The organism is Phaeobacter sp. B1627 (assembly GCF_006265095.1).
GTDB lineage: Bacteria > Pseudomonadota > Alphaproteobacteria > Rhodobacterales > Rhodobacteraceae > Epibacterium.
The window spans coordinates 24594-46925 of sequence record NZ_VCNK01000022.1 but is presented as its reverse complement, the minus strand read 5'-3'; the positions used below and the strand labels follow the sequence as shown (position 1 = coordinate 46925).

The 22332-nt window shown below is 59.9% G+C and carries 19 protein-coding genes; 8 read left to right on the top strand and 11 right to left on the bottom strand.

Annotated features, from left to right (window positions below; all coding sequences use genetic code 11):
- The first annotated feature begins 14 nt into the window (after positions 1-14).
- From FGE21_RS12805 to FGE21_RS12785, 5 genes are all read left to right on the top strand, one after another.
- Positions 15-605, top strand: coding sequence for a hypothetical protein (locus FGE21_RS12805; RefSeq protein WP_176695436.1), 591 nt, complete (start codon positions 15-17; stop codon positions 603-605).
- 68 nt (positions 606-673) lie between these two features.
- Positions 674-3691 carry a helicase-related protein gene (locus tag FGE21_RS12800; RefSeq protein ID WP_139663697.1) on the top strand — a complete coding sequence of 1006 codons (3018 nt, stop codon included), beginning with the start codon at positions 674-676 and terminating at the stop codon, positions 3689-3691.
- A gap of 7 nt (positions 3692-3698) precedes the next feature.
- On the top strand, positions 3699-4073 hold the full coding sequence (locus tag FGE21_RS12795; protein WP_139663696.1) for an RNA-binding S4 domain-containing protein: 375 nt from the start codon (positions 3699-3701) through the stop codon (positions 4071-4073).
- Positions 4074-4139: 66 nt separating this feature from the next.
- Positions 4140-4478: a ferredoxin FdxA gene (fdxA, locus tag FGE21_RS12790; protein WP_139663695.1), complete on the top strand. Its 339-nt coding sequence runs from the start codon at positions 4140-4142 to the stop codon at positions 4476-4478.
- 291 nt (positions 4479-4769) lie between these two features.
- The gene (locus FGE21_RS12785; protein ID WP_139663694.1) at positions 4770-5282 is read left to right on the top strand and encodes a CarD family transcriptional regulator; all 513 of its coding nucleotides are present in this window, start codon (positions 4770-4772) and stop codon (positions 5280-5282) included.
- An 86-nt stretch (positions 5283-5368) separates the two neighbouring features.
- Here FGE21_RS12785 and cobS read toward each other — a convergent pair whose 3' ends face one another.
- Positions 5369-6121 (bottom strand): adenosylcobinamide-GDP ribazoletransferase, encoded by a 753-nt coding sequence (gene cobS / locus FGE21_RS12780; RefSeq protein ID WP_139663693.1) that lies wholly within the window; start codon positions 6119-6121, stop codon positions 5369-5371.
- Between the two features lie 101 nt (positions 6122-6222).
- Here cobS and cobT point away from each other — a divergent pair, with 101 nt between their 5' ends.
- Positions 6223-7239, top strand: a complete 1017-nt coding sequence (gene cobT, locus FGE21_RS12775; protein WP_139663692.1) for a nicotinate-nucleotide--dimethylbenzimidazole phosphoribosyltransferase — start codon at positions 6223-6225, stop codon at positions 7237-7239.
- A 41-nt stretch (positions 7240-7280) separates the two neighbouring features.
- Here the strand turns inward: cobT and FGE21_RS12770 are convergent, their stop codons facing one another.
- The 3 genes from FGE21_RS12770 to FGE21_RS12760 all read right to left on the bottom strand — a co-directional run bounded on the left by FGE21_RS12770 (position 7281) and on the right by FGE21_RS12760 (position 11171).
- Positions 7281-9161 carry a monovalent cation:proton antiporter-2 (CPA2) family protein gene (locus FGE21_RS12770; protein ID WP_139663691.1) on the bottom strand — a complete coding sequence of 627 codons (1881 nt, stop codon included), beginning with the start codon at positions 9159-9161 and terminating at the stop codon, positions 7281-7283.
- 270 nt (positions 9162-9431) lie between these two features.
- The gene (locus FGE21_RS12765; protein WP_139663690.1) at positions 9432-10652 is read right to left on the bottom strand and encodes a chemotaxis protein; all 1221 of its coding nucleotides are present in this window, start codon (positions 10650-10652) and stop codon (positions 9432-9434) included.
- 63 nt (positions 10653-10715) lie between these two features.
- Positions 10716-11171, bottom strand: a complete 456-nt coding sequence (locus FGE21_RS12760) for an Lrp/AsnC family transcriptional regulator (protein ID WP_139663787.1) — start codon at positions 11169-11171, stop codon at positions 10716-10718.
- Positions 11172-11309: 138 nt separating this feature from the next.
- Here FGE21_RS12760 and hppD point away from each other — a divergent pair, with 138 nt between their 5' ends.
- Positions 11310-12410 carry a 4-hydroxyphenylpyruvate dioxygenase gene (hppD, locus tag FGE21_RS12755; protein WP_139663689.1) on the top strand — a complete coding sequence of 367 codons (1101 nt, stop codon included), beginning with the start codon at positions 11310-11312 and terminating at the stop codon, positions 12408-12410.
- A gap of 110 nt (positions 12411-12520) precedes the next feature.
- Here hppD and FGE21_RS12750 read toward each other — a convergent pair whose 3' ends face one another.
- Positions 12521-15301: a hypothetical protein gene (locus tag FGE21_RS12750; RefSeq protein ID WP_139663688.1), complete on the bottom strand. Its 2781-nt coding sequence runs from the start codon at positions 15299-15301 to the stop codon at positions 12521-12523.
- 241 nt (positions 15302-15542) lie between these two features.
- On the opposite strand from FGE21_RS12750, the gene FGE21_RS12745 reads away from it, so the two are divergent.
- Positions 15543-16259: an SIMPL domain-containing protein gene (locus FGE21_RS12745; RefSeq protein WP_139663687.1), complete on the top strand. Its 717-nt coding sequence runs from the start codon at positions 15543-15545 to the stop codon at positions 16257-16259.
- Between the two features lie 89 nt (positions 16260-16348).
- Here FGE21_RS12745 and FGE21_RS12740 read toward each other — a convergent pair whose 3' ends face one another.
- The 6 genes from FGE21_RS12740 to FGE21_RS12715 form a co-directional block, all read right to left on the bottom strand.
- Entirely contained in the window at positions 16349-17641 is a 1293-nt protein-coding gene (locus tag FGE21_RS12740) for an O-acetylhomoserine aminocarboxypropyltransferase/cysteine synthase family protein (RefSeq protein WP_139663686.1), read from the bottom strand.
- Positions 17642-17776: 135 nt separating this feature from the next.
- Positions 17777-18766 carry a hypothetical protein gene (locus FGE21_RS12735; RefSeq protein ID WP_139663685.1) on the bottom strand — a complete coding sequence of 330 codons (990 nt, stop codon included), beginning with the start codon at positions 18764-18766 and terminating at the stop codon, positions 17777-17779.
- Positions 18767-18850: 84 nt separating this feature from the next.
- Positions 18851-19726 carry a hypothetical protein gene (locus tag FGE21_RS12730; protein ID WP_139663684.1) on the bottom strand — a complete coding sequence of 292 codons (876 nt, stop codon included), beginning with the start codon at positions 19724-19726 and terminating at the stop codon, positions 18851-18853.
- A 199-nt stretch (positions 19727-19925) separates the two neighbouring features.
- Entirely contained in the window at positions 19926-20570 is a 645-nt protein-coding gene (locus tag FGE21_RS12725; RefSeq protein ID WP_139663683.1) for an aspartate/glutamate racemase family protein, read from the bottom strand.
- Complete coding sequence (locus FGE21_RS12720) at positions 20567-21406, bottom strand: ABC transporter permease (RefSeq protein WP_139663682.1); 840 nt, start codon at positions 21404-21406, stop codon at positions 20567-20569. Before FGE21_RS12720 ends, FGE21_RS12725 begins: the two co-directional genes overlap by 4 nt.
- Position 21407: 1 nt before the next feature.
- Entirely contained in the window at positions 21408-22229 is an 822-nt protein-coding gene (locus FGE21_RS12715) for an ABC transporter permease (RefSeq protein WP_255731567.1), read from the bottom strand.
- Positions 22230-22332 lie beyond the last annotated feature (103 nt).

Below are 22332 nucleotides of genomic sequence, written 5' to 3'. Positions count from 1 at the left end.
TTACCATTTCAGTTATGGGCAGTCCTTGCACGAATCTCAAAGCTATCGTGGCGGCAATTGCAACCGTCATCGTTCCGTTTCTGTCGGCAGAGGCGCGCGCGCAGGACGCCGCCTCGGCAAATTTCTCGATGTTGAGCGAAGCGGAGTTGCTGGCGCGGCTGGAAGTGTCCAGTCCGGAAGACGCGGCGGGTCTCGACCGTGAGTTGCAATCCCTGTGGAGCAAGAGCGGGTCCGCCGCCATGGATCTTTTGCTGCGTCGGGGCCGGGATGCGATGGAGCGCCACGAGTGGTCGGTGGCGCTGGACCATCTGACGGCGCTGACGGATCATGCCCCGGAGTTTTCGGAGGCCTGGTCAGAACGGGCCCGGGCGTTCTTTTCCATTGAACGGTTTGGCCCCGCGGTGGCCGATCTGGAACGGGCCCTGGCCTTGAACCCGAACGACTACAACGCCATTTTCGCGCTCGGACAGGTGTTCGAGTTTTTTGACGACCCCATTCGCGCCTACGCCGCCTATCAGCGTGCCAAGGCTATACATCCCCACCATGAGGAAGTAACCAAGGCGCTGGATCGCCTGTCCGCAGAGGTGGACGGAACGGCGTTGTGATCCCCTGAAATTGATCCCCTGACACCGGCTGTGCGCCGGGGTGCAGGGCGCGCGTGGAGACTGGTGCAATGACGACTGCATCCCGGGTCGTGGCCGTTCTTGGCCCGACCAATACAGGTAAAACCCATTATGCAATCGACCGCATGCTGGGATACCGCACCGGGGTCATGGGCTTTCCGCTCCGGCTTCTGGCGCGCGAGGTCTATGACAAGATCGTGGGCCTGCGCGGCCCCTCGGTGGTGGCGTTGATCACCGGCGAGGAACGGATCGTACCGCCTCGGGCGCAATACTGGATCTGCACGGTGGAGGCGATGCCGGAGGGGATAGGCTGCGACTTTCTTGCCATCGACGAAATCCAGCTCTGCGCCGATCCGGAGCGCGGCCATGTGTTTACCAATCGGCTGCTGCATGCGCGGGGCACCCAGGAGACGCTGTTTCTGGGGGCGGATACGATGCGCGGTCCGATCCGCGAACTGGTGCCGGGCGTCGAATTCGTGCGGCGCGAGCGGATGTCGGATCTGGTCTACTCGGGATCGAAAAAGATCAGCCGGATGCCTGCACGCACGGCCATCGTCGGCTTCAGCGTCGACAATGTCTATGCGATCGCCGAGTTGATCCGGCGCCAGAAAGGCGGGGCAGCGGTGGTGATGGGGGCGCTCAGCCCGCGCACGCGCAACGCGCAGGTCGAGCTGTATCAGAACGGCGAAGTGGACTATCTGGTGGCGACCGATGCTATCGGCATGGGGTTGAACCTGGATGTGGACCATGTGGCGTTCTCCTCCACCGCAAAGTTTGACGGGCGGCGGATGCGGCCCCTGGCGCCCAATGAGCTGGCCCAGATCGCAGGTCGCGCGGGCCGCGGCATGAGCCATGGCTCCTTTGGGGTCACGGGCGATGCCCGCCCGTTGGACGAGGGCGTTGCCGAAGCGATCATGGAGCACCGCTTCACGCCCCTGAAAAAGCTCAACTGGCGGTCGGCGGATCTGCGGTTTGGCACGGTGGAGGCATTGATCCAGTCGCTCGAATCAAATCCTGCGGACGAGGTTCTGACCAAGGCGCGGGATGCCGATGATCTGCTGGTTCTGAAGACATTGTCCCAGGACGGAGCAATCCGCGACCGGACCCGTGATGCGCAGAGCGTGCGGCTTTTGTGGGATGTATGCCGGATTCCGGATTTCCGTGGAATCAGTCATTCCGAGCATTCTTCTTTGCTTGGCGGCATTTTCGGCTATCTTCAGGATGGCGGAGTTGTGCCGGATGACTGGTTTGCCCGTCAAATCAGACGGATTGACCGTACGGAAGGCGATATTGACACATTGTCGAAACGCTTGGCGTTTATCCGCACATGGACCTATGTCGCGCAGCGAAACGGTTGGTTGCGTGACGAAAGTCATTGGCGGGACGTGACCCGCACTATAGAAGACAGGTTGTCTGACGCTCTGCACGCGCGTCTGACGCAACGATTTGTGGACCGGCGTACATCTGTATTGCTGCGGCGGCTCAAACAGAAGGAGGCCCTTTTGGCCGAAGTAAATGACCAGGGTGAAGTGACCGTCGAAGGCGAATTCGTCGGTAAACTCGAAGGCTTCCGGTTTTCGCCGGACAAAACCGCGCAGGGCGCCGAAGCGAAGGCGTTGAAATCCGCGTCCTTGCAGGCGCTGGCGCCGCAGTTTCATCTGCGCGCGGACCGGTTCTACAATGCTCCGGATACCGAAATCGACTATACCGAGCAGGGCGGCCTGATGTGGGGCGAACATGCAATCGGCAAGCTGGTGGCCGGTGCGGATCCTCTGACCCCCCGGATCGAGGTGTTCGTTGACGATGCCGCCGGGCCCGATGTGGCGCAAAAGGTCGAACGACGGCTGCAGCATTTCATCACGCGCAAGATCCAGGCCTTGTTTGAGCCCCTGATCAACCTGCAGAAGGACGAAGCCCTGTCAGGTCTGGCGCGTGGCTTTGCGTTCCGCATGGTCGAATCGTTGGGCGTTCTGCCGCGTGCGTCGGTCGCCCAGGAGGTGAAGGACCTCGATCAGGATGCCCGCGGCGCGCTGCGCAAACATGGTATCCGCTTTGGTCAGTTCACTATTTTCATGCCGCTGTTGCTGAAACCTGCCCCGACGCGTCTGCGTTTGCTGCTCTGGGGCCTGTCCAACGGGCTGCAGGAATTCCCCGAAGCACCGCCTCCGGGTCTGGTCACCGTGCCTACTCCGCTGGATGCGCCCGAAGGCTATGACACCATCGCAGGCTACCGTGCGGCAGGTCAGCGGATGATCCGTATCGATATGCTGGAACGTCTTGCCGATCTTCTGCGGGCCGAAGACAGCCGCGGCGGTTTCGAGGCGAAACCGGACATGCTGTCGATCACCGGCATGACGCTGGAACAGTTCGCCGACCTGATGCAGGGGCTGGGCTACAAGGCCGAGAAGGGCGAGCGGATCAAGGTCAAGGCAGTGGATACTGTCGTGACTGAAACCGGCACAGCCGATGCCGATATGCCCGTCATGGACGCGGCCGCGGCTGTCGAAAACACGCCTGCGGCCGCTCCGGTCGAGGGCGATGCTGCGCCAGTGGACGCTGCGTCAGTGGAGCCTGAGACAGTGGCGCCTGCGGATGTCCCCGAGGGCACCGCTGATATCATCGATCAGGGTGTCGCGCCGATCGCCGAAGACCCAGCGCCCCCCGCCTCGGCGGATCCGGTCGCGGAGACGGCTGATTCGGAAACCCCTATCGGCGAAGCCGCCGACGCGGCCGTGGATGCACCCGAACTGGAGGTCTTCTATTCCTTCACTTGGGGCCGCCCCGCACGTCAGGGTGGCAATCCGCGCGGGCAACGTCGTGGAGAGGGCCGTGGCCAGAACCAGGGCCGTGACGGCGCGAAACCCGATGCGGCCGGTGGCAACCGGGGCAAACCCCGCAGCGGCGGCAAGCCGCAGGGCAAGCCGGGCGGCAAAAAAGCTGGCCGCAATGACCGGGACCAGAACAAAGGCGCCAAGACCTATTCCTCCCGTCCTCCGAAGAAGGAAAAGCCGATTGATCCGGACAATCCCTTTGCAGCTGCATTGATGGGATTGAAGCAAGGCGACTGATGTTGGCATGAGTGTTCACGCGGATAAGATCCGTATCGACAAGTGGCTGTGGCACGCGCGGTTCTTCAAGACCCGCTCGTTGGCGGCCAAGCAGGTCGGGGCCGGGCATGTCCGCGTGAATGGTGCCAAAGTGTTGAAACCTTCGCAAAATGTAACAGTTGAGGACGTTCTGACCTTTTCACAGGGTCATCAGGTTCGTGTGGTTCGCATCGTCTCCCTCTCCGAACGGCGGGGACCTGCCACAGAGGCGCAGACACTGTACTTCGATATGACGGAGCCGCAGGAAAAATCACCTGCAAATCCGAAATTCGAAGGAAAAGGTCGTCCTGATAAAAGATCACGCAGGGCGCTTGGTCTTACTCGCATATGGGAAGACCATTGACGACTTGAAGCCTGCGCGCTTGTGGATTAGCTACGCCCCAGACACTTAAACGGGATTCCAGCCAAAATGACCTATGTCGTTACGGACAACTGCATCGCTTGCAAATACACCGACTGCGTCGAAGTGTGTCCGGTTGACTGTTTCTACGAGGGTGAGAACACATTGGTGATCCACCCCGACGAATGCATCGATTGCGGTGTGTGCGAGCCTGAATGCCCTGCCGATGCCATCCGTCCGGACACCGAGCCGGATATGGATAAATGGGTGGAGTTCAATCGCAAATACTCCGAACTTTGGCCCGTCATCGTGACCAAGAAAGACGCGATGCCAGGCCATGAAGAGCGCGATGGCGAAGAGGGCAAGCTGGAGAAGTACTTCTCTGAGGCGCCCGGTGAAGGTGGCTGACACAACCCGCAGGTTCAGCGATTTTTACCTGACATGGCCGTGAATGACTGGTGCGCATATCACAATGCTGCGTCTCGACCTTTCGGTGGGCGCGTTTTTGTGATACGATGCCTGGATGTAATGAAGTTTGTAGAATACCGCCTGCCGTGATGACCACGTTGAGTCGTGTGTCTCTTGGTGGGCTTGCTGCGCTGAAATGACATCCGGATGTGTTGGTTTTCCGGTCCTGATGGTCTTTTTTAGCCCGGCATACTCGGCGTGGTTGCCGTGTCATCGCGAGGAAAGACCTGTATGACCAAATCGAAGAAGCTCGAGTTCCGCCCGAACGAATACGTCGTCTATCCAGCCCATGGGGTTGGCCAGATCATTTCGATCGAGGAGCAGGAAGTTGCCGGCTACAAGCTGGAGCTATTCGTAATTACCTTTGAAAAAGACAAGATGACCCTGCGGGTTCCGACCCACAAGGCGATCGACATCGGCATGCGCTCGCTGTCCTCTCCGGATGTGATCGATCAGGCGATGAAGACCCTGAAGGGCAAAGCCAAGGTCAAGCGCGCGATGTGGTCGCGCCGGGCGCAGGAGTATGAGCAAAAGATCAACTCCGGCGATCTGATTGCGATCGCAGAAGTGGTGCGCGACCTTCACCGCACCGATGACCAGCGCGAGCAGAGCTACTCTGAGCGTCAGTTGTACGAAGCGGCGCTGGAGCGTCTGACCCGCGAAGTTGCCGCCGTCTCTGGGGGGGATGAGATCTCTGCGGCCAAACAGGTCGGAGACGTATTGACCTCTCGCGTCGCGGCCTGACAGGCGTCGTCATTCCCTGAAATTTGAGGCCGTTCCCTCCGGGGAGCGGCCTTTTTCCTGCGCCAACTGGCGGTCACGGATCAGTCCTACAGGAAGGCGAGCAGCACGAGCGCGGCGCAGACCTCGGTAATCTGCTGCGTTGCGCCGAGGATATCACCCGTCTGCCCGCCGATCTTGACGCGGGCAACGGCACGCACTGCAAGGACCACTGGGCATAGGGAAATCGCGACCACCCCGGCCACGGGTCCGACTGCCCAGAGGCTGAAGCCGAGCGCGATGGCAATCCCGATGTATACGGACGTCCAGCGCGGGCGCCCGACGTTTTGCGACAGCCCGCTGCCGCGCGCATTTGGAAGGCTGGCCATCATGACCGGCAGGCTCGCACGGCTGAGCGCCCCCAGCGCCAGCAGCGCCCAGATCGCCCCAGCCGACAAGAGTGCGGTCAGCAAAACCCATCGCAATGCGGTGACTAGCAGCAACGCCAATACGCCATATGTGCCGATATGGCTGTCCTTCATGATCTCCAGCCGGCGCGCGCGGTCGAAACCACCCCAGACCCCATCGGCGCTATCCGCCAGACCGTCTTCGTGCATCGCCCCCGTGATCAGGATCTGGACCAATAGCGCGAGGCCCGCAGCCACACTGGGGGGCCACCAGAGAAGCGCCAGCGCGGCAGTCCCTGTCGCCAGCGCGCCGACCGCGAGACCGACCAGAGGAAAGGCCCAGACCGCGCGGCGCTGATGCACAAACGCTGCTTTGGACAAATGGGGCAGGGGCAGCCGCGTCAGCAAAACGAAGGCAAGCAGCATATCCGTCGCGATGATGTCGTTTTTTCGCATGGTGGTGCCTCTGGCAGGGCTTCTCGGCGCGGAGCGAGAGCGATAAACAGGTCTGACACCGCTTTACCCGGCTGGTGCCGTCCGACGCAACGAGGCTTTTCATGCTGCCAGAATTACTGACCCTGTCTACCTTCCGATCCGCATTGGCTGACGCGCCCCCACCGGATGCCGCGGCGCGCGCCGCCTGTGTGGAGCGGAACGAACAGTTGACGAAGCCGCCCGGCGCGCTTGGCCGGTTGGAAGACATTGCCATTTGGTATGGCAGTTGGAGGGGCTCCGACCGCCCAGAGGTAACGGCGCCGCAAGTTGTTGTTTTTGCGGGAAATCACGGGGTGACAGCCCGAGGTGTTTCCGCCTTTCCCGCCGAAGTCACAGAGCAGATGGTGGCAAATTTTCAGGCCGGAGGTGCCGCGATCAACCAATTGGCCAAACTGGCGGGCGCACGTATGGATGTGCATGCGCTGGACCTTGGCCGACCGACGGCGGATTTCACAGCTGCGCCTGCGATGTCCGAAGGGGACGTGCTGGACGCTTTGCGCGCAGGCTGGAACGCGGTCGATCCGGCGTCTGACCTGCTGGTCGTCGGCGAGATGGGGATCGGCAACACCACCTCAGCCGCCGCGATTTGCCATGCGTTGTATGGGGGTGAGGCGTCAGACTGGACAGGGCGGGGCACCGGCGTGACGGACGACGGTCTGAGCCTGAAGACGCAGGTGGTGGCAGAGGCGGTTGCCTTGCACGGTGATCGGGGGGGCGATGGCCTGGAGGTTTTGCGCGCTCTGGGTGGCCGGGAAGTGGCGGCCATGGCCGGTGCCATCGCGGCCGCACGGGTCCTGCGGATTCCGGTCATTCTGGATGGTTTCATATGTTGCGCGGCTGCAGCCTGCCTGTTTCAGGTGAACAATGACGCGCTGGATCACGCAATTGCTGGTCATCAAAGCGCCGAAAGGGCCCACGCCACCTTGCTGGCCCAATTGGGAAAAACACCGTTGTTGTCCCTTGGGTTGCGCTTGGGAGAAGGCTCCGGGGCGGCTTTGGCAATCCAGGTGTTGAAGGGCGCCGTCGCGTGTCATAGCGGCATGGCTACGTTCGCCGAAGCAGGGGTGTCCGACGGATAATTGCGGACGATCCCCGAGCACATTAAATCTGCCCGATCCGATCAGGCAGATTTTTTAGCATGCTCCTCGGCCAGCGACAGAAGAGCCGTTTCCAGATCTTTTTCAAGCTCTTTTGACCGCTTGATGTAGCCTGGGTTTTCGCTGGCGGGGGTGCCCGGGATCCAGTGAGCCGCCAACTCGCGCACGGTATGGCGATCATGGGCGTAGAAAGTCTGCTCTGCCTGCGCCGCTTCATATTCGCTCAGGCCGATGTTCTCCAGCACGTAGCGCCCGGCACGCAGGGAGCTGTCAAACATCTCACGGACAATATCATTGGCACCCGCCTTGTAGAGTTCGAATGCATGGTTGCGATCATAGGCGCGTGCGACGATGTGAACATCCGGATAGTGGCGCCCGGCGTAGGCGACCAGCTTGGTCGCTTTCTCCTTGTCATCAAGCGCGACGACCAGAACTTTTGCCTTGGCAATGCCTGCGGCCTTCAACAGTTCGGGCCGTGTCGGATCCCCCAGAAAGCTCTTGATGCCGAACCTGCGCATCAGCTGGACCGCCTTCATGTCGCTGTCGAGCAGGACGGTCTTGAAGCCGCTGGAATTGACGAGCCGGTGCACAATCTGTCCAAACCGGCCGATGCCTGCAATGATAACCGTGCCTTCTTCGTCTATTTCATCCGGTGTGTGCTCGACATGCTGCGTGTCCTTCATCCGACGCGACAGCATCTCGTAGAGGATGAACAGGAGCGGTGTGATCAGCATCGATAGCGCGATGACCAACAATAGTTTTTCCGACAGATCGGGGGTCACAACATCGAGCTGCATCGAGAAGGCGAGCAAGACGAATCCGAATTCGCCCGCCTGTGCCAGGCCGAGGGTGAACAGCCAGTGATTGCGCCCCTTGAGACCGAACGCCTTGCCGACAAAGTATAAAACCGTGCCTTTGGCGAAAATGACCAGCAAGGCCAGCCCGATGACGTCGCCTGGTTCAGCCAGGAAAAGCCGATAGTTTATGCCCGCGCCCACGGTGATGAAGAACAACCCAAGCAGGAGGCCCTTGAACGGCTCAAGGTCGCTTTCAAGTTCATGACGGAATTCGCTGTTGGCGAGAACGACCCCTGCCAGAAAGGCACCGAGCGCCGGTGACAGGCCGACAAGAGTCATCAAGAAGGAGATCCCGACCACGATCAGCAGGGCCAGGGCCGTGTACATTTCCCGCAGGTTGGAGGCGTGAATAAACCGAAACACCGGCCGCGTCAGATAAACGCCCGCCAGGATGACAAAGGCGATGGCTCCGATTGTCATCAGCGTTACCGCCCATCCAGGCAAGCCCTCGACCAGTGACAGGGAGTGGTGGCCTGCGCCATGGGAGTCCGCCGCGCGCTGGATGGAACCATCACCCGACAGGCTGACCGCATGCTGCGAGGCCAGCAGTGGAAGCAGGGCCAAAATCGGGATCACCGCTATGTCCTGTGTCAGCAGAACGGAGAAACTCGCCCGCCCGCCCCCTGTCCTGGACAGGCCCTTTTCTGACAGGGTTTGCAAAACGATGGCGGTCGAGGACAGCGACAAGGCCAGTCCAATAGCCAGGCTGACTTGCCATGAGTGCCCAAATCCGATCGCTGCGGCGGCCAAAAGGGCAGTCGAGCCTAAGATCTGCAAGCCGCCCAGGCCGAGAAGATGGTGCCGCATGCCCCAGAGAGCGCGGGGCTCCAGCTCCAGGCCGATCAGAAACAGCATCATGACGACGCCGAACTCAGCGAAATGTTGTAATTCAGTTGTTTCGGAGCCGACAAGCCCGAAGACCGGCCCAATCAGAATGCCTGCCGCCAAATACCCCAGAACGGATCCAAGACCAAGACGGGCTGCAATCGGCACGGCGATGACTGCGGCTGCGAGGTAGATTGATGCTTGCGAGAGAAAACTGTCCATTCTGCGATACTGCCAGCAATTGGTGACTTGGCAAAGACATAGGATGTGATTGGCGGGAGAGAGAGCATTGTTTTGAAAAATTTATCAAAGTGGCCATTCTGCAGCATCTTTGCCCGTGTGGGCAGGGTGGTCGCAGCAGACGAGAAGAGGGCAGGACGTTCGAAGGGGCGGAAAACGCAAAAGCCCTGCAGGCCGGATGGCGTGCAGGGCACTTTCTTGTTCGGGATCGCTGTCTACGCGCGGATCTGCCCTCAGGGCTGTCTCCTGCGATTAACTTTCTACCGAGCGGATTTCCTCACCCAGTTTTGCAATATGTTCCAGCCGTTCCGAAATTTGCTCCTGAAAAGCGCCGAGTTGATCAATAATGTCAGATAGCGTTTCACCGGAGGACGGCAGGCGCGCGCTCTCGATCTTGCAAAGGACGCGCGTCGAGCTGAGACCGAGGAAATGCCGGTGCATCACATGGCAGGCGTTGATGATGCGTACCGCTTCAACATCCACTTCGCCCATACGTTTGCTCGCATGCTCGGCTTGCTGCCCCACCAGTTCAGAGAGCAGAGCACGCTCTTTTTCGATGTCGTCATTGCCGGAACGTTTGCTTTCCTTTTGCAGCTCTTCGTCGCATTCGATCAGGATGCGGCTCAGGCCGGCGACGAAAAGGCTCGAGTTTACTGAGTGTTTGACGGTCGCAAAGTTGGTGTTTTGCCCCATGACGTTGCGCTCGAACCAATCCGACATTTCGCGCGACATCGCACCGTAGTTTTGCGACAGGACGGTGACCGGACCGCCGGAGGGCTCAATCCGAGAGGCGATGACCCGGAGATTATGGGGGATTGTGTGCATCGCCTCGAAATCGGTCACCAATCCATGCGTTTCATCCAACAGCTTTTCGGCATTGCGCAGCATCTGGCGAAGCTCAGAGATTTGCGGGTCTGGCTTTCGGCCGAGGCCTTCGTCTCTCGCGATCAACTCTTCGGCCAGGGCATGGGCTGCGAAATGCTGATAGTCCTCGAAGCCTTTTTCACGCACCCAGTCCTGCATGATTTGCATGCTGTCAACCGGCGATAGGCCCCCTTCATTTTCGGCCGCAGCCATTTTGGCATATATGGCCTGGACCTCTTCAAACAAGGCGCTGCTGGGTTTGATGCGGGCAGAGAAATAGCCGCCCTCGCACGGCACAACAGCAGCAAATACCCAATAATGCAGATTGTCTTTGGATTTGTTCTTTACATAGGCGCCGATGGTCTTGCCGCTCTTGAGCGTATCCCAAAACAGCTGAAACAGGCCGCGCGGCGTGTCCTGATGGCGGATAAGCTTATGCGGTGCGCCAATGATCTCGCTCCACTCGAAATGTGCGACGCGCTGGAAAACATGATTGCACGCCGCTATTACACCGCGATCATCCGTGCGTGAGAAGAATACCTCATTCAGCTCAAAAGGAGCTGCACCGCTGCTGGGGCGGGTTTGAATACGACGGTCGACAAAAGACACGAGGGCGATTCCATCTGATGCTAAATTTCGCCTCACCATACTTTGGCAGTGGTTCACGCATCCTTAAACCGGCAATGGGCCGTCCGCCTTTAGTTGCGCCATCACGATTTGACTATGCACACGTCCGACCGCCGGGTGCGGCAGGAGTATATCGTGCAGGAGAGCGTTAAGTTCCTGAAGGTCATGACAAAAAACACGAAGTAGATAGTCTGCTTCTCCTGTCAGGGTCCAGGCGGATGTTATTTCGGCTCGTCCTGCTACAAGTCGAGCAAAACTGGCTGCATTCTCCGGGCCGTGGCTGTTCAGGTACACCTGAACAAAGCACTGTACGACAAGGCCGAGCTTCTCCGGAGTGAGCCGGGCGATATAATTCTGGATATACCCCTCGGCTTCCAGCCGTTGCCGCCGCCGCCCGACCTGGCTGGGGGACAGGTTCAGCGCCTCGCTCAGGTCCTGCGCTGTGGATTGCGCGTTCTTTTGCAAAAGCGCGAGAAGTTTGACGTCGGTGGGGTCAAGCATGCGTGAGAATTGTCCGGTTTCCGTTTGCCATGCAGGATAGCTGCATTTGGAGTTCAAAATATGCGTCTGATTGCGCAGCAATTGCAATCTGAATGCGGTATCCTGAGTGAAATTCAGCATGTAACGCAGGAGATCCCCATGGGCCCTTTTCCCCACGATGCGCCGAAATCAGTGATCAGCGCCGAAAATCCGGCCGGAACGGACGGGTTTGAGTTTGTCGAGTTCGCAAGCCCCAACCCGGAAGAGTTGCGGACTCTCTTCACTAAAATGGGGTATGAATTGGTCGGTCGTCACAAGATCAGGCGCGGTATCGAGCTGTGGCAACAAGGCGACATCACCTACATACTGAACGCAGAAAAGAACAGCTTTGCCGGGTCCTTCGTCGATCTGCATGGCCCCTGCGCACCGTCGATGGGCTGGCGTGTTGTGGATGCGCAAAAGGCGTTTGATCATGCTGTCGCCAAAGGGGCGGAACCCTATGACGGCGATGACAAGACCCTGAATGTGCCCGCAATCAAGGGTATCGGCGGTTCGCTGATTTACTTTATCGACCAGTACTATGAGACCTCGCCCTACAATGAGGAGTTCGAGTGGTTGGCTCAGTCCAAGCCACGCGGTGTCGGATTTTATTATCTCGATCACCTCACCCACAATGTGTTCAAGGGCAATATGGACAAATGGTTCAACTTCTATGGTGAGCTCTTCAACTTCAGGGAGATCCGCTTCTTTGATATTCAGGGCAAGTTCACGGGCCTTTACAGCCGGGCGTTGACATCGCCCTGTGGGCGCATCCGGATTCCGATCAACGAAGATCGCGGCGAAACTGGGCAGATCGTGGCCTATCTGAAGAAATACAACGGCGAAGGTATCCAGCATATTGCTGTGGGCGCGCGCGATATCTACAGCGCGACCGACGAGATTTCGGAGCGTGGCATTCAATTCATGCCAGCCCCGCCTGAGACCTACTACACCCTCAGCCACGACCGGGTGCGGGGCCACGAAGAGCCACTGGATCGCATGAAGAAACACGGAATACTGATCGATGGTGAAGGTGTCGTCGACGGCGGAGAGACCCGCATCCTGCTACAGATTTTCTCCAAGACAGTGATCGGCCCGATCTTCTTTGAATTCATCCAGCGCAAAGGCGATGACGGCTTTGGCGAAGGGAATTTCAAGGCGCTGTTTGAGTCTATCGAACAAGAGCAGATCAACAATGGCGAGATTAGCGCCGCAGAGTGAGCCGTCGCGAAATCATCTCATGAGGCCGGGCAGGGGTGTCCGACCTCATGAGCGGTTCGCATGTCTTCAGAGTGTCACTCATTTTCAAAGCGGCGACCAGACGGGTTTGATCAGCCTTTGGGCATCGTCAGCGTCTGATTACGTCCGCCCTTTTGATACTGCAGCTGCGCCTCGCCAATCGCGACAATACGGCCGCCGTCGATGCGGTCACCGACCTTGACCTTGACGTAGCGCCCGGAGGGCAGCCGGACCAGAGCCCGCCGTTCAGAGGGTTTCCCGTAGACGCCGATCAGATTGAGGTGGCGCAGGTTCAGGGCCCGCTGCACCGTGGCTTGACGCGCCACGGAAACGGAGGTCGGGATTGACGGGCTGACCGCAGCAGGCGCCACAGATGCGGTCTGCACCTCTGCCGACCGCGTGCTGCGCTGTGCGCGATCGACTAGATTGGCGAAATTCGTCGGTCGCGCTCGTGGTTTTACAACGCTGGCAACAGCTTGTTCGGTGGCGGGCTGGCTTTCCTGTGCTTCGGTTTTCAGGCTGGCAGGGCGCAATCTGGGGCGTTTTGACAGCAGCTCGGACCGGATAACGCCGCCCAGTTGGGCTCTTTCCGTCTGTTCTACCAGGTCCAGAGGTCGCGTTCGGGGGCGAACCAGACGCAGCAAAGCGGTTCTCTCGGCGGCGTCAGCCGCATCCTGTTCCCGCACTTCAGGCCTGTCGGGTGTTGCCGGAGGGGTGATCTGCGGACGTCCCTGAAAAACCATGATGCCATCCGGATTGAGTGTGCCTTCCGGCGTGGCCTTGACCAATCCGCGCTCGTTCAAGTCGAACTGCCGACCTGCTGCAGTCGGGCTTGAGATGGCTCCGAAGGGCACGTCGGTATCGAGATCCGGCCCGGCCGGCAGGGCGATCGCGTCTTGGGACAGGTCTGTATGGTCAATCGACGCCACATAGACGTCGTCGAGGTCAATCAGGGCCGGCAGCTCTGCAATCGCCGGGATTTGCTGCCAAATCCCTGTCGCCGCATATTGGGCCGCCTGCGTCAATGCCGCCACATCGCCGTCAAGTCCATCGTCGAAGCCGGTATCCTCGCCCGGCACCATGCCATCTGCCAGAGCCTCCGGATCCAGAGCGGACCCAACATCGGCGAGGTTCGCCACGTCAAAGGCAGGATCGGTCGCGACGTCGGGCAACAGGGCGGCGCCGAAACTCCCATCAGAAATACTGCGCGGTTCTGGGAGTGAGGCAATCACCAGATCCTGGGCGTCCAGCGGCGTGGCTTCGTCAATTATCGGTGTCCCCAGTGCCGCAAGCACGGCAGCGTCGGTCACTGTCAACTCATCCGGATCCTGGTGGGACTCCGGCGGCAGGTCGGCAGCGGTCAACTGGACGCCCGCCTGCTGCAGGTCATTGTCGGAGATCGACAGCTGTTGGGGTGACGTGGTCGCCCCCTGTGCAAGGTTGCCACCAGATCCCGGTATTTCAGGCGTGGACAGGCTGTCGGTTTGGGCCGAATTGGTGGCCGGTGGCGTCGTGTGGGTCAGGATCGGGGGGGCTATTGGATCTTCGGTTTCGATCAGATCCGCGCGCTCCAGGTCGGACCACAGGGTCGGCAGTTCCTGAACCAGCGCCCAGGCCCCCAACGCAGACAGGGTAGCAAGTGCGGCGGCAATGAAACCAACCCGGGCCGGGCGCAGGCGCAGAGGATGCGCCTGAGGCATCTGGCCGATGTCGCCTGCCGGACCAGATACCGGCCTCGCAACCGTCGCCGGTGCCCGTTTCGGAGGCGCCGAAGTTGTATTGGCGAGGACTGGCATTGGCATCGACAGGTTCGGGGCGGGCGGAACCGACGCATCGGCGATGTCGGCAACCGGTGCCGCGACGGGGGCCACCGCGTCCGCGTCCGGCGCAACAGCCAGCACGGTAAAGGAGCGCTTCGCCTCTCCTGCAGCTGTGTCCCCTGACACAACAGGGCGTTCGATCGAGGCACCTGGCTTGCGGCGGGAACTGAAGCCAACCGTCGGACCGGTCTCATCTTCTGCCTCGGTGTCCGAGGCGGCAAGCGATGCATCTTGATTGACGGGCGCGGTATCGCCGGGTGAGTGCAGTGAAACATCCAAGGATTGCACGTCATCCAAAGGGGGGGCGGCCGGCAGTACGATATTGCCGTGAGCACGCGGAGCCAATTCGGTCTCGAGATCGGAAGAGGCGTATAAATCCGGCTCTTCCACAGGTTCGCCCGGCGTGCCTGACGCGATGTCCGCAGCGGTTTCGGGACTGGCCGGAAGGGAGGCGGCTGAAGAGGTGCTGCCCGTTTCCAGAGAGTCGCCCTCTGTGCTGGGGGGAGGCTGATCCGCCGGGAGGGGCCCAACGTCTACAACTGCAATGCCGTCGGGTTCCACGTCCAGGCCACGTGCGGATCGCGCGGTGCCAAAGAACGGTTCACCGAGGAAATCATGCGCTCCGGGTGCCGCAACGAAGCTGACGGGGCTGAACCCGTGTTCAATTGCAAAGCTCTCGGCCTCGCCCAGGGTTTCGATGGCCACCGCGGCAATATGGGTGCGCACCCCGTCAAGGCTGATGTCGAAAGCCAGATCCGCAACCGCATATGGCGTCGCCCCGTCGAGGGCTGCGCGCGCGGCTTCTATCCGGTCATCGTAGGGGAGGTCACCGGTTTCGATCGTCAGGTATTTGATCTGCGTATCCGGCAGCAGCAGTTTGCAATACAGCCGACCGGCAGCGTGTTCTTCGGCCTTGCTGCGCAGGATTGCAAGCTCTGTCGGCAGGTCGTCGACCTGCAGAGCAACTGTGCCCACACGACGCCATCCCCCTGCCCCCCGGAGCAGGAGTGCGATGCCGTCAGGCGAAAGAGAGAGCGCAAACTCCGGTTTCATCGGGTCATCTGGATCTTCTGTCTGTGGGCCCCATCCAATGGACAGGCGTTGTGTCCTGTTGATCCGTGACCAGCGCCTTGTCGCGAACAGCAAGAAACACCGCTTCAGAGCGCCGTTATTCTTGCACAAACCATAAAGCAGGATCCCGCCGAGGGGAAGCAAAAGAGACAAACTTCCTCTTGCGCGCGGGGAATTGCCACCCCCATCTATCAAGCATCACAAAGTATGCGGAGGACCCCCTATGTCGACCCCCAAATTAATCAGCCTGTTCGTTGCGGGGCTTGTCGCTTTTGCGCCCTTTTCACTGCAGGCGGAAGAGATGCGACGGCTGATGGTGACAGGTGAGGCAAGCATGGATGTGGCCCCCGATCAGGCGGTGATCACCCTGGGTGTTCGGTCCCAGAGTGAAGAGGCCGGCGAAGCGATGAGCCAGGTGTCGGTCAGTATGGGCGAGGTCTTGGCCAGGCTCCAGGACAGCGGTATCGGGGCAGGCGATATTCAGACCCGGCAGGTGTCTATGCATCCCGTCTGGAGCCAGGTTCGTCAGGGTGGCCAGGAGGTCCGCGCGATCACCGGCTTTGAGGCATCAAACCTTGTGGAGGTGACCTTGCGCGATCTGGAGGCCATGGGCGGTGTGCTGGATGATGTTCTGCGGGCCGGAGCGAATGAATTCCGTGGTCTGGCGTTTTCATACAGCGATACCAAGGCGGCGCAGGACAAATTGCGGACCGAGGCTGTCGAGGATGCGATCAGAAAGGCGCGTCAATTGGCAGATGCATCGGGGATGACGCTCGGGCCGGTGCGGATGCTTCAGGATGGCGAGCCGACGGGCGGGGCTCCGATGATGGCGATGGAGATGGCACGGTCTGCGGACATTCAGGTGGCGCCGGGCAGTGTGAACCTGAGCCATCGCGTCTCGGCTACGTTTGATCTGCTGGAGCCATCCACTCCCGACTGATTGGCCCGCCGCGCTGTTGGTGAATGGAAAAAGGCCGGGAAATCCCGGCCTTTTGCAGGTCTGTAGAGCGGCATTGGAGACGTGATGCTTCAGCCACCGGCCTTGGTCAGCGCCTGATCGAGATCGCGGATCAGGTCGTCCGCATCCTCGATCCCGATCGAGATACGCACGACGTTTGGTCCTGCGCCTGCGGCTTCCTGTTGTTCCGGAGTGAGCTGGCGATGGGTGGTCGAGGCGGAGTGGATGACCAGCGACCGGGTGTCCCCGAGATTTGCCACATGGGAGAAAATCTCCAGGCTGTCGACCAGTTTCACGCAGGCATCATAGCCGCCCTTGAGCGCAACGGTAAACAGGCCGCCGGTGCCTTTGGGATAGCAGCGTTTGGCCCGTTCGGCATAGGGCGAGGAGGGAAGCCCTGCATATGTGACATAGTCCACGCGCGGGTCGGTCTCCAGCCAGGCTGCGATCTTTTGAGCGTTCTCCACGTGGCGCTGCATGCGCAGGGACAGGGTCTCCACGCCCATCAGCGTATAATGCGCGGCCTGGGGGTTCATGGTCATGCCGAGATCCCGCAGGCCGATGGCGATGCCGTGGAAGGTGAATGCGAGATTGCCGAAGGTCTCGTGAAACTTCAGCCCGTGATACGCAGGTTCCGGTGCCGAGAGCGAGGGGAACTTGTCAGAGGCGGACCAGTCGAATTGACCGGAATCCACGATGCAGCCACCGGTGACGGTTCCGTTGCCGGTCAGGTATTTGGTCGTTGAGTGAACCACCAGCGTGGCGCCATGGGCGATCGGCTGGCAGAGGTAGGGCGTCGCGGAGGTGTTGTCGACGATCAAAGGAAGGCCGGCGGCGTCGCTGACATCCGCAACAGACCGGATGTCGGTGACATATCCGCCGGGGTTGGCCACGGATTCGCAAAACACAGCGCGGGTGTCATCGTCGATCGCCTCGCGCAGCGCATCGAGATCGTCAAAATCGACAAATTTCGCGGACCAGCCAAAGCGTTTGATGGTCTGGCTGAACTGGGTGACGGTGCCGCCATAGAGCCGGGTGGAGGCCACCACATTCTTGCCGGGGCTCATCAGCGGGAACAGCGCCATGATTTGTGCCGCATGGCCGGACGAGCAGCACACGGCGCCTACACCGCCCTCGAGCGTCGCCAGCCGTTCCTGCAGTACCGCGACGGTGGGATTGGTCAGGCGGGAATAGATATAGCCAACTTCCTGCAGGTTGAAGAGCGCCGCTGCGTGATCGGCGTCGCGGAATACATAGGCGGTGGATTGATAGATCGGCGTCTGGCGGGCGCCTGTCGCCGGATCGGGGCGGGCGCCTGCGTGGATCTGCAGGGTGTCAAAACCATAGGTTGGACCGTTGGACATCTCAAAACTCTCCCTTATGTCGCATTCGGTGATGCTCTGGTCACAACACACACCGCGTAAGCCGCTAACGCAAGGGAAACTAGGCGGGAAATCCAGTGAATATATCGGCGCAGCAGCGATCGGGCGCGGATGGGATCACCGCATCCAGAAGCCTTCGGATCGAATTCGATTGCGGATCGCCTGTTCCCGGCGCGGCAGGTTCTGCTGATCAAACAGTGCCCTCACCTTGTGACCATTGCCCTGATAGACCAAGCGTTTGATCGGCTCGTAGGACTTCAGGACCTTTTTGATCTTGTTGGGGGCGGTGACGTCTTCGAGCGTTGCCACGACATGGTCGTTTTCGCGGGCATAAAGCAGCGGAAAACTGCGGTAGTGGCAACTGGCGCTGCCATCAAGATGCCCTGCAGCCAGGCTGTCGCGCCCGCCTCCAAAGGAATGAATGACCAGCGGCAGGGCAACCTGATCCAGCCAGGGGTCAAGTGACTGGCAGACCAGTTCGATCGGCGGGTCGTCACGGATTGACCGGGCATAGACCAGGAAACGTTTGCCGAACGCCAGCGGGCAGGCCCCGTAAAAGAAGCCCGCGTTGAAGTAGAGATAGCGTTCCCAATATTCATCCGGCTGGCCCATATCGAGGCTGCTGTCGAAATCCAGACCGAAGCGGTCATAGAGGGCGCGCCAGATGCCTGCATAACCCGGACCATAGAGTGTCGGCTTTGGCCAAGTGCCTTCACGCCGCAGGCTGGCGGAGGGGCGCGAGAAGTCTATCGGCACATCGCTGAGCTCTCCGGTTATCAAAGTGTCCGTGTCGAAGAACAGGAAGGGTTCGTTGCGAGGCAAAGCCAGCAGGGCTTCGATTTTGTTGCCATATGGGTAATCTTGGCCGAACACACGGCTTTCGAACGGCACGATCTCGGCCCCGAGCGTGCGCAGGGCCTCTAGCACGGACGGGTTGCGGATGGCCGGATCCTTGCGCCAGAGACCGCCGGGTTGGGGCACAGCAACCAACAAGCGCCCGGAAAATGCGGGGCTCATACGGCGCAGGGACGCGGCGAACACAACGGCCTCATACATCAACCGGCCTGATTGACCGACAATCACGATGTTGAAAGGCTGCCCGGTCATCCACGCGCTCCCGAAAGGGTCCTGAGGTCGTGCCGTTGTCCTACCTGCCCGGGACCGTGGCGTAAACTCCCGTCGCCGTCGGGATCAAGGTGTCAGCAAAGTGACGCCCGGCATTTGACCAAGCTGGCAGACGTCTTCGTCATAGGCTTCTTCAGTCTCTTCAATGAACTGGGGGGTCCAGCCTGGAATGTCCAGCTCCTCCTCGATTTCGTCATCGAGTGCGAATTTGTCGAGAAAAGCGGTGTAGACGCGGCCCTTTTGGGCCTCTGTCATTCCGGGGTGGTCATGCAGGTAGTGACGCAACCGACGCATGCCTTCGCGGCTCATGATCGTGGCGAGCATGTCGAGTCCTCCCATGACCTTGCTGCCGTCTTCGATATTGCCGAAGGTGCGCAGCACTTGCGACCAGATCAATGGGGTGTCTTCGTAGCACCAGGTCGTAATCGGAACATCAGGCACCGCAGCGCGCAATCGTGCAAAAAGCGCTGACCAGCGCAGATCCTGCGGATTGGTGACCTGCAGAACTGTCGTGCGCCGTCCTGTCCCGGCTTTTTCCAGGAGTTTTGGCAGAAACCCGACCGGGCTGCGAATTGCCATGAAAAGCTGCAGGTCATCGTGAGGGAACAGGGCCTTGAGGGCGAGCATGCGCTCCTCTGCTTCGGGATAGAGCCGCTGCCCTTCGAGCGCGTCCCGTTGTGAGCCGAAGAAATGCGGGTTCGAGAGCACCACCCTGTCGGCGTTTTCATCTTCCAGTATAGCATCCCAGAGCAGATCTCGGGAGTCTTCCGACGGGGTGTCAGTCTTTGACGCGGCCATGCAGTCCTTGAGCAAGCTTCGGTATTTTGCGGGGCCGGGCACAGATGTGCCGCGCGCAAGGTATCCCTCCTTGTTACGCAGGAGGGTCTTCATCAGACGATCTTCTTCTGTCCCATGCGCACCGGCGTGAATAATAACTTGCATTTTACGTGACCTGTCCGCCCGTTCCGCCCTGTCTGCTTCAGACTACGGATAGAGTGCGTCAGAGTTTGGGTCAAATGGCAACATAATGATGGCGGGGGCCTGTGGCCTGAAGCCTGATGGACAGGGGTATGTGGGCGGCCATGAGGGACAGGGTAGGAGAGGCGGGCGCCGCGCGGGCGTTCATTTCGCGGCGAGGCGGCTATTGCAGTTCTATTGGCGAAATCGCGCAGGCCATGGAGATGGACGCACGGACGCCATCTATCAAAGGAATGCCGAGGTTGGGCCGGAGCGTCTCGTACAAGCTGGCCATGCCTGCGCAGCCAAGCACTACCGAGGTGACGTCGTCCTCGGCAATCGCCTGGCCGATCTCAGATATGATAGCGGCGGAGGCCTTTTCCAGCTCCAGAACCGGTATCCCGCTGGCACGCACCCGCGCGAGCGACTGGCCCAGCCCGTAGGACCGAATATTGTCTTCCAGAATGGGCACGGACACCGCCATCGTTGTTACGACTGAAAACCGCCCGCCCAGCATCGCGGCAAGGTGGTAGGCGGCCTGACCAATCCCAAACACGGGACAATTTGCGATTTTGCGGGCCTCTTCCAGGCCGGTGTCGTCAAAGCAACCGATCACGATGGCACGAGGGGAATGCTCCAGCGCGGCTTTGCGGACGAGGTCCAGAAGGGGTGGGACAGCGGCCTCGCCGTCTTCGGGGCCCTGGATCGAGGGCGGTCCCGCCTCAGACGTCCAGGCGACCACCGGTATCGCGCCCGCCTGGGCCTGCGCGACCGCATGCATGTCCCGGGTCATGCGGGCGCTTGCATTCGGGTTGATCAGGACAATCATAGATTTCCCTTCCCCGCATCGCTGCCCTGTGCCGCCTGTTTGCGGGCGCTCAGCCAGAACACCAGGAGGAAGGCGCTGATCATGATCAGGGAAAACAACGTTGTCAGCGTCCCCAGGGCATAGAGGACAGGCGTCGTGACGTTGGTGGTCATGCCAAAGATCTCAAGCGGCAGGGTATTGTAGCTCCCCGCGGTGAGCAACGTCCGCGCAAATTCATCGTAGCTGAGCGTGAAACCAAACAGCGCGACCCCGATCAGGGAGGGGCCGATGATCGGGATCACGACATGTCGCAGCACCTGCCAGGGAGAGGCACCCAGGTCGCGGGCGGCTTCTTCGTAGCTCCGGTCAAAGCGGTTGAAGACCGCAAACATGATCAACAGACCAAATGGCAAAGTCCAGGTCAGCTGCGCTCCGAACCCGGATGTGGCCCAATGCACGTCCAGACCCGATTGGCTGAACAACAGCCCGACACCAAGTGAGATCAGGATCGAGGGGATCACCAGCGACGTGATGATCAGGTAAAACAGCACGGTCGAGCCGGGAAACCTGTTGCGAAAGGCCAACCCGCCCATGACGGATACGACGACCGTGGTGATCATCACCATCAGCCCCAGCAGGAAGCTGCGGCGGAAGCTGCCCCAGATGTCGCCGACGGCCTGTTCCTGAAAGAGATCATAGAACCAATGCAGCGACACGCCATTCATCGGAAAGGTCAATCCACCAGTGGGGCCCTGAAAGGATAAAATGGCGATGGTCAGGGTTGGCCCGTAGAGAAAGAGCAGAAAGAGGCCAAAGAAAGCTGCGAGCAGGTAGAAACTGCGCGACCTTGGTTCCATGTCAAAGCTCCTTTCGGATGTCGACGAAGCGCAACAGAATGCTGATCATCAGGAGAACGGTCCCGAGCAGCACGACTGCGGTTGCGGCGGCAGAGGGGTATTGCAAAAGGGCGATGTCGTTGGAAATCAAGCGGCCGACATTTGCAGATTGCGATCCGCTCATGAAGCGGACGGTGATGAAATCTCCCATGACCAGCGTCAGAACAAAGATGGTCCCGATCATGATGCCCGGTTTGGTGAGCGGAATTATCACATGCCACAGGATCTGTAGACCATTGGCACCGCCATCGCGCGCGGCTTCGATCAGGGAGGGCTCAATCCTCATCATGGTATTGAAAATCGGCACGACCATGAAGAGCGTGTAGAGATGGACGAAGGCGAGGATCACGGCAAAATCGCTGAACAGCAGCCAATCCAGCGGCGCGTCGATCACGCCCCATGACATCAGGACGGAATTGGCGATCCCATTGCGCCCGAGAAAAGGGATCCAGGAGATCATGCGAATGATGTTCGACGTCCAGAACGGAATGGTGCAAAGCAAAAACAGGGTAATCTGCCATCTCATGCTTCGCACGTGAAACGCCAGGAAATAGGCAACGGAAAACCCAATGAGCAATGTGCAGGCCCAGGTAATTAAAGCGTATTTGAACGTGTTGACGAACACTTTGTAGGTGACTGGCGATCCGAAAAGGAACGCGTAGTTTTCAAATACAAAAGCGGGAATGATCGACCATTCCGTCGCTTGCCAAAAGCTCACGGTTACAATCATTGCGATCGGCAGGATGAGAAAAACCACCATCACGATCACGAGGGGCGAAAGCATGGCCCAGCTCTTCAAACTGCCCTGGTTGCGCGCGGAAAGTCCCATTGTCTTCTGGCCTCGAATAACGTTTGAGGAGGGCGAGGCGGCAGGACGTGCCTTGGCC